4 protein-coding genes are annotated in these 8,758 nt (G+C 42.0%); all 4 read left to right on the top strand.

The genetic code is table 11. From position 1 onward, the window contains the following. The first annotated feature begins 284 nt into the window (after positions 1–284). Positions 285–3,341, top strand: a complete 3,057-nt coding sequence (locus DP116_RS24745; RefSeq protein WP_169157682.1) for a hybrid sensor histidine kinase/response regulator — start codon at positions 285–287, stop codon at positions 3,339–3,341. A gap of 912 nt (positions 3,342–4,253) precedes the next feature. Further along, on the top strand, positions 4,254–4,610 hold the full coding sequence (locus tag DP116_RS24750; RefSeq protein ID WP_169157683.1) for a hypothetical protein: 357 nt from the start codon (positions 4,254–4,256) through the stop codon (positions 4,608–4,610). Positions 4,611–5,116: 506 nt separating this feature from the next. Then, positions 5,117–6,139, top strand: a complete 1,023-nt coding sequence (locus DP116_RS24755) for a hypothetical protein (protein ID WP_169157684.1) — start codon at positions 5,117–5,119, stop codon at positions 6,137–6,139. A gap of 415 nt (positions 6,140–6,554) precedes the next feature. After that, a partial coding sequence (locus DP116_RS24760; protein WP_169157685.1) for a GAF domain-containing protein occupies positions 6,555–8,758 on the top strand: 2,204 nt, incomplete at its 3' end.

Genomic DNA, 8,758 nt, shown 5'->3' on the forward strand with positions numbered 1-8,758 from the left:
GGGTTCGGGGGTTCGCAATCGACGGGAACCGCCAAGACTGCGACCCCCTCACCGCCCTCCGGGCGTCTACAAGTCGGGAGACCCGACGGCAGATGCTCCACTTGGGGAAACCCCAAGACCGCACTGCCTCCCCAACGCGCTGGCTCCCCAAGACCGCACTGCCTCCTAATGACCCTTACGGGTATGCCTGCCTTCGCCCAGAGGGCTAACGCCAGTTCCCTGGGCGTGGGAGACCCGCCTGCAGGACTGGACTCACTAATGACTAATGACTGATAGCAAATATTATGTCACAAGACAAAGAATTAGAAATCCAGATGCAGTTTCTGGAGGAAGCGACTGATTACCTGAATACCCTGGAAGGGGTATTGCTGGAACTTAATACCAACAGCCGTATCTCTCTAGAAAAAATCAATGCCGCACTTCGAGCTGCCCACTCAATTAAAGGTGGCGCAGGCATGATGGGATTTCGTGCCCTGAGTGATTTGGCTCACCGTCTGGAAGATTCCTTTAAAGTTTTAAAAACTAGAAAAAACTCTTTAGAAATTAATACGGAGTTGCAAAGTTTATTGCTATCTGGAGTAGACTGGCTACGTCAGATAGTGGAATTGTTATCAGAAGGCAATGTTATAGATGAGCAGTGGTTATCGACTTTCTGTTATCCAGTTTTTGAAGAACTGCATGCGCGTTTGGGTGATCCAACCCCAGAGGATGCAGCAACTATGCTGTCTCCAGAGGATGGGCAAGACATCATTCCTTTACTGTTTGAAACAGAGGTAGAAGGATGTTTGCAACGCTTAGAATCCGTGTTGGCAGATAGCGAACAGCCCTGTTTAAAAGAAGAAGTTGCGATTATGGCAGCTGAGTTAGGTGGTTTGGGTGAAATGCTGCAATTACCAGCTTTTACTCAACTTTGCGAATCAGTGGCAAACCTGCTTGAGCAAGCTGCTTCCTCTGAGATTGAAACTGTTGCGCGTGTGGCATTGGAAGCATGGCGGCGATCGCAAGCGTTGGTGATGACAAATCAACTAGAGACCTTACCAACAGAAATTCAGCTAGAGGATTTGGCGCCTCAAGCCGCAGCATATACTCAAACACAACTGCTACAAGTAGAAGTAGCACCACCCCTGTTTCCAGAAACAGAAGTTGCCGAAACAGACATTCTGCAACCAGAAGAAACACAAGAAACTTGGTTGGATCGTGAAATCATTACAGCTGATTTTGAAGCTTTAGAGGCAGCTTTTGCGGATGAGAGTAACGCTCAAGTTCAAGTGCCACCAAATCCAGTTGTTTCTCAAGAAATTCCGACAACAAATTACAAATTTGTTGAACAGAAAGCCGAACAAACTGTTAGTAACAACAATAAGAGTGAACCTCAGGAAAATACTGTTCGAGTTCCTAGCAAGCAACTTGAGCAAATTAATGATTTGTTTGGGGAACTGATTATTCAGCGCAACGGATTGAATCTACAACTTGAGAGGTTACGCAAACTGATTCGTAATTTGAACCAGCGAGTGCAAGTTCTTGGCAGAGAAAATCAGCAATTACGTACAGCTTACGATAGGATAGCAACTCAGAGTGTGCTGTCATCTAGTGTTCCATTCCTGGCATTGCCCTCACGTCAAAACGTGGAGGATTTCATCGGGTTTGGCGATGAGAACCAGACACAAAGCGGGTTTGATTCTTTAGAAATGGATAGCTATAACGAATTAAACCTGCTTTCTCAGGAAGTGATGGAAACTATCGTTCAGGTACAAGAAGTCACCAGTGACATTCAACTCAGTGTTGACGATACAGATTTATTTGCCCGCAAACTCACCAAAACATCCAAGCAGTTGCAAAGAAAGCTGACTCAAGTACGGATGCGTCCGCTATCTGATATTGTTGATCGCTTTCCTAGGGCTTTGCGCGACCTATGTGTAGAGTACGGCAAAAACGTCCAACTGAAAATTGAGGGTGCTGGTGTCTTAATTGAACGTAACATCTTGGAGGCTTTAAATGAGCCTTTGATGCATATGTTGCGAAATGCCTTCGATCATGGTATAGAAGACCCAGCAACACGCCGCGCCTGCGGTAAGTCAGAACAAGGATTAATTGAGATTAAAGGCACGCATCAAGACAATCGCACAATCATTACTCTCAGAGATGATGGACGTGGAATTCCACTAGACAAAATCCGTGCCCGTGCTATAGCTATGGGGTTAGAACCTAGTCTCATAGCGCAAGCTACTGATGAAGAACTGCTCTCGCTCATTTTTGAGCCAGGATTTAGCACCTCTGACCAAGTCACAGCTTTGTCCGGTCGAGGTGTCGGTATGGATGTGGTTCGCAGTAACCTCAAACAAGTACGAGGGGATGTCAAAGTTGATACTGTAGCAGGAAAGGGGACAACTTATACGATATCAGTGCCGTTTACACTGTCAGTCGCAAGAGTCTTACTGATAGAAAGCAACCGAATGCTTTTAGCATTTCCCACAGATGCGGTTTCAGAAATATTCTTGCTGAATCACGAGCAAGTGTTCACAATGGCAACCAGCGAAGTCCTTAATTGGCAAGGAAACATGTTACCGTTGATTCGTCTGGGTCAGCATTTAGAGTTTAATTGCCCCCGCTACGACAACCCAAACCTAGAAACTCCCCCTGCAATTAATGCCTCTAGCATACTCATCGTCAATCAAGGCAATAATCAGCTCGTGGCGGTACAAGTAGATCGTTGTTGGGGTGAGCAAGAAGTTGCTATCCGTCGAGTTGAAGGAAATATACCTTTACCCAGTGGCTTTAGCAACTGTACGATTCTGGGTGATGGTCGGGTAGTCCCACTAGTGAATGCCAACGAGTTATTTTATTGGATTGTTACCAACGAACGCACGCCCAGAACGAATCAACTACCATCGCCAAGGTTAAAGACCGCTTTCCTGACGCCAGCCGACGACCAATCACTGCTGCCAAGTAATCAAAAAGGTACGGTTTTAATTGTAGATGACTCAATTAATGTCCGGCGTTTCTTAGCCCTCACTCTAGAGAAAGGAGGGTATCAAGTAGAACAAGCGAAAGATGGTCAAGATGCGCTCGAAAAACTTCAGGGTGGTTTGAGAGTTCAGGCTGTTATTTGTGATATTGAAATGCCTCGTGTTGATGGTTATGGCTTTTTAGGTCGTATCAAATCAAATACTGACTTTAGAGATATACCAGTCGCTATGCTAACCTCTCGCAGTAGCGATAAACATCGTCAATTGGCAATGCAACTAGGTGCTACTGCCTACTTCTCCAAACCTTACAATGAGCAAGAATTACTGAAAACTTTGGATGAAATCATTTTTCCTCTGGCAGGAGCTTCTAACTAGAGAATCATGCTGAAAGTTATAAATTAAGCTTGTCAAGAGTTCACACGAGACAGTGCGTTGCGAGCAGTTTGTTGGCAGGGGAGCCACTACCAAGAAACTGCTCTGCCGATTTGTCGCAAGTGGCGTATCAAGCTCAGCAGACGACTGCGAGGTTCCACTGATATTGGGGCAACCGTTCCTAACCTCTAATATAGCGTTTATGGAGTTGCTTGCAATACATGGCTCTCCGTGAAAGTGCATGCACTTTCACATTATAGGGATTAAACCCCGTCCTTAAGGACGGGGTCTTTCCTTATTTATCCGTGGTGGTGTATGTGATTTAAATGAGAACCGCTATATCTCGTGCGACTCTTCCCTCCAGTAAGAATGACACATTAGAACGCAACTTAGTATAAAATTTTTTTTATTTTGGCAGTCGAACAAGCGGATTTTTTCTTGCCACTATAACTGAAAGACATGTTTAGTAAGGACTTTGGCAGCTAGTATCGTTCAGCTTTCTTGTAGAGTGAGGCTCTCTCTATCTAAAGGCTGATGGCATTTTTTGATACCAAAAGATATAAAACTAGAATGTGACATAAGCAGCAAATATTCAGCAAATATACAGAGCAAGCTTTCAAATGATAAATCTGTGTTCTGGCACTCCAGAACACGGAGGTTTGCACTGGTGTAGTGTTGTGACCTTTTTGCAACACCTTTTTCAAACTCACGCCCGTAATTGGATGTGAAGTTATCAAGTTGGCATTGGTTGTATATTCAGTGTCACAATTGACGGCAGCTAAATTTATCTAATTACCACCCATTGACTGAAGAGGAGTCTAGATGGCAATTGATTTAAGAATTATACAAAATAGATGAAATCATGACTATACAGTTAGTATGTGCTAGATTGCATACCATTTTTGGGAAAACAAAATGAATTTGTTAGTCTTGAAAATCCTAGCAATTATCTTTTTAATTGTCGGAGAAATATTGACCATCTATGCTGAAATGATGGCGGCTAGAAATTTCTCAATTAATTCCAATTTTTTTGGAATGTTTTTCCAAGCTTTTCTAACAGTTACCTTGGCAGGATTATTTGTAATTTCAGGTTACATGCTTGGATTCAAGGCTTTCAAAAATATTTGGTTGATAACTGCTTTTTCTATAACTTCCATTTTGTTAGTCGAGCCTATTCTCGCTTATATAGTTTTCCGTCAAATACCAACGAAAGGAGCAACGCTTGGATTATTTTTAGGAACGTTAGGAATGCTAGCTACCATTTTTGAATGATAATTTATTCACAATTCAGCTATTTTATGAAGTACACAAGCTATTCGAGGAACTGACTAGTAAGTATACAATACTGAAGAACTTTACCGCTGTGATAGTGATGGCAAAATTGGTCGATTTATTGACCTTAAGCAGCGGGATATCAAGTTTATTTTACAACTGCACATCATAAAGCTGAGAAAACTCTACTATCTCAGGATGTTCCTTCAGCTCACTTAACGTTTGTGGAATCGAGAGCGACTACTGCAAACTTACGAGCAGAGCTTGAATCCGTGTAAGCTGTTGCGCGTATATATTGGGCTTTTTTTCGTTACGGCAAGTCAAAACTCAAGCCGAAAAATTGAGCTAGTGCTCGACTACAGTTCCACAGGCTACAGGAGCCAGTGCGCCCTTGTGGGAATGCCCCTTACAAATAAGTATTCAATTTTAAGGCGTTACAGCTTATTTATTTTTGTGAGCAGGGATTGGACTGGCAATGCAAGCGATAGAGTTATTGATGGAGCATAATGATAGCAAAATTATTTAAAATTCAACAAACTCCTTTTCAAGCTGAGCCTCCTCTGTATCTGAAAGCAGGGAAGAAGTTTTTCTCCCTTATAAAAGAGCCTGGGGAAACTGAATTTATTCATCAGATTGACTATATCCGTGTGCCCGGCAAAACCAATGATTTTTTGATCTATCGCTCACTAAACGATAGAAATATAAGACCTGAAATCATAGTACATACAAAGAGTACACTTGCTTCCCAGCATGAGAATGACGCGTCTGAAATACTAGCAAAAAAGACTGGTTTTTGGAGTTACAAAGATATACTTTCTCCCGAAGCATTAGCTTCAGTTAAGTTACCTTCACCAGAAGTAGCAACCAAAGAGCATATTCAAGAGATTCTCGCTTATGACAAAGTTACCGAAGGTGATTCACTTCGCTTCTTTAATTATGTTGCCTCAACCTCTCTTGATATGCCAAAGGAATTCTGGCCCGTAATGGTGCTATGGCTTTGCGATGAGATGAATCATCATGCTGGGTTCAAGACAGCGTATCATAAACTGTTCGGCGTTGCTCCAGTCATGGAGGCTGCACTTGCTGTAGAAGAGTCAGATTTTGGACAGTTTGACTCGATTATGAAAGAGCCTTTTAAGCTTCTTGTAGCCCTTACCTATGATGAAGCTTCTACCATCAATGGATATAAGCACGACTTAGCAGTCTATAAAATAATTGGTCAGCCGTTCACTAACTTTTTAAGAAGGGTGAATGCTGATGAGAGCTGGCACTTCTCGAAGTTTGCAAATTTGGCTGCAAAGTACTTCCCTGAAAGGATAGCTGAAGTCCCCAAGATTTTGGAGGAAGTAAAATCACTGGATGGAAGACCTTATAAGCGCACGTTTTTGTTTGATCATGATCCGTCTGTAGAAGCTCAATTCACAAAAGCAGCGCAAGATAAAGCTTGTGACATCGTCTTGAAGGTCTTAACCAAGAAGATGGATTGGTGGAGGTCTCAACAAAATGGGTGCAGACTTAACAGCTATTGAGGCTAAACTCGAAAAGTTAAATAGCTCGGCACAAATAAAGTTAATCCGTGAAGGCTGTCGTTAGTGAGCCACTGCGGTGGCTCCTCCCTAGGCGACTGACGTCCAGCGTGCCGTAGACAGTTGCACAGCCGCCTCAAGTGGCGTAAGCGCAAGCCTCCGCAAGACTTACGTTGTAGACGTGCCATAGGCATACCCGGAGGGTCATGACTCATTGTTTGATGAGTGAATCTACGGTGAACATGGCTTTTCAGTAGATTCACTCATGCGGTTGAGAGATGACAGGTCATTAATTGCTTAGTATATTCATTTATACATAATAGATATTTTCGGTAACATTTCAGTATATTTACTAATGCATAATCTAGTCTTCAGGGCGGAATGTAGTAGAAAATATGCAATTTAAGTATAAACTCTCATGACTAAAAATAATAGGATATCGTACCCAGTTGCAGAAACAAAGATTACAACTGATCGAAAAGTTGTTACGTCTTTAAGTCAATGGTTTTACAACCTTCCTATTAGCCGCAAACAGTTGATTGCTTTAATTGCCTCTGAATTAGTATCTATTCTGGGAATAGGTATTGGAGCCACCTTAATAATTACTAACGGTTTGCGGACTCAACTGTTTGAACAAGCTAAGTCAGAAGTTGCAGTTTTAGATACTAATTACAATATTAAAATTAATCAAATGGGCTTTGGGTTTCGGGGACAATCAGATAATACCGCAATTATTAAAGCATCTGTTATCTATGATTCAATGAAAACCATAAGTCCGGATTTAAAAGCAGAAGTGAAGCGGATTCTTGAAAACGAAATCAAAGCTCGCCAAATTGAATATGCTACGTTAGTAGGTAAAGATTTCAAGATTATTGTCAACGCTAATAGTGACCGTGAAGGTGATGTTTTTAATCCTAACAACTTAGTCAGTGAGGTTTTCAAAAATCCCAAACAAATTAAAGCCAGTAGAATCGTTAGCTGGTCAGAAATCAATAAAGAATCACCTCCCTTACCAAATACTTTCAGCAATCATGATGCTCTCATTCGTTATACAGTAACCCCTGTCAGAGATCAAAACACAAAAGCTGTTGTGGGTGCTTTAATATCTGGGGATATAGTTAATGGCAAACAACCTATTGTTAAGAACACTTTAGAAGCAACTGGAGGCGGTTACAGTGCTGTTTACTTACGGAAATCTACGGGAGAGTTTGCCCTAGCCACTTCTGTTGCTCAAGGTGAATCTAAGGATTTCAACCAAGCTCTCTCTAATGTAGAGTTACCAAAAAAAGAGACGGAATCTCTACTCAAAGAAGCAGCAAGTTCAACCGAAGGAACAGTGGTCACTAGACGCATGGTAGTAGGAAATGAAACCTACACCATAGCAGCAAAGGCTGTCCCTAATAAAATAGTTGAAGAAGCTGATGGTCTATCAGCAGTTTTTGACGGACAGTCAAGCGCTATTTTAGTGCGGGGAACTCCAGAAAAATTTTTCAATCATTTACTGCTACAAAGTTTGCTGGAACAAACCCTCACCATTGTTGTCGCACTCATCATTATTGCTATTTGGGCAGTTATTCTTAGGCGGACAATTATTAAACCTATCGAAAATCTACAGCAAGCAGCGCAAAAATTTGCTGCTGGCGATCGCTCTTCTCGGGCTGAGATTTTTGCTACTGATGAAGTTGGTCAATTAGCCATTAATTTTAACATAATGGCAGAAAGAACCTTAGAACAAATCCGATACCAAGAAGATGAAACGAAACTAGCACTGCAGCTCAATGAAATAACTACGGCGATGCGTGAATCACTAGACACTGAAAAAATCTTGAAAGCAGCAGTTTCTAGCACGCGAAAAGCCATACGAGCCGAGCGAGTGCTTTTTTATCGTTTAGACGAAAACTATCAAGGTACAGTTATTGCTAAATCCGTTAATTACGAAGGTTCAGCAACTTTAAGAACAAGCATAACTGAACCCTTTCATCCAGAAGAACACTTTCAAAACTATAAGACAAGTGAGGTTAAAGTCGTTGAAAACATTTACGAAGCCGATTTGAGCCAGCAATACCTTAAACAGCTAGAATCATTTGCGGTCAAAGCGTATTTACTGGCACCTATTTTCCTCAACAAAAAGCTATATGGTTTATTGATAGTGCATGAGTGTTCGGATTACCGAAAGTGGCAAGATATAGAAATCACTTTGTTTAAGCAGGTGGCAATTCAAGTTGGCTATGCTTTAGAACAATCAGAGCTTCTCCAACATGTAGAACAAAGTTGTCAAATTGCTGAAACAGCTTCAATTCAGGAACGACAACAAAAAGAAGCCCTGCAAATGCAACTTTTGAAACTCCTTAGTGAAGTAGAAGGTGCAGCCAGAGGTGACTTGACGGTGCGTGCTGAAGTCAAACAAGGGGAAATTGGTACAGTTGCCGACTTTTTCAACTGTATCGTTGAAAGTTTGCGCTTGATTGTGTCGAAAGTGCAGGTATCGGCATTGCAGGTAAATCAGGCGATCTGGACAAACTCTGAAGCAATCGGTGAACTGGCAAACTCAGCACTGATTCAAGCCCAAGAAATCAACCGCACACTCGATGCAGTTGATCACATGAGCCAATCGATTCAACA

It is taken from the genome of Brasilonema bromeliae SPC951 (assembly GCF_012912135.1).
Lineage (GTDB): Bacteria > Cyanobacteriota > Cyanobacteriia > Cyanobacteriales > Nostocaceae > Brasilonema > Brasilonema bromeliae.

Excerpts from the sequence above, each read along its gene's own strand:
- DP116_RS24745 (WP_169157682.1), top strand. The coding sequence starts at position 285 with ATGTCACAAGACAAAGAATTAGAAATCCAGATGCAGTTTCTGGAGGAA.
- DP116_RS24755 (WP_169157684.1), top strand. The coding sequence starts at position 5,117 with ATGATAGCAAAATTATTTAAAATTCAACAAACTCCTTTTCAAGCTGAG.
- DP116_RS24750 (WP_169157683.1), top strand. The coding sequence starts at position 4,254 with ATGAATTTGTTAGTCTTGAAAATCCTAGCAATTATCTTTTTAATTGTC.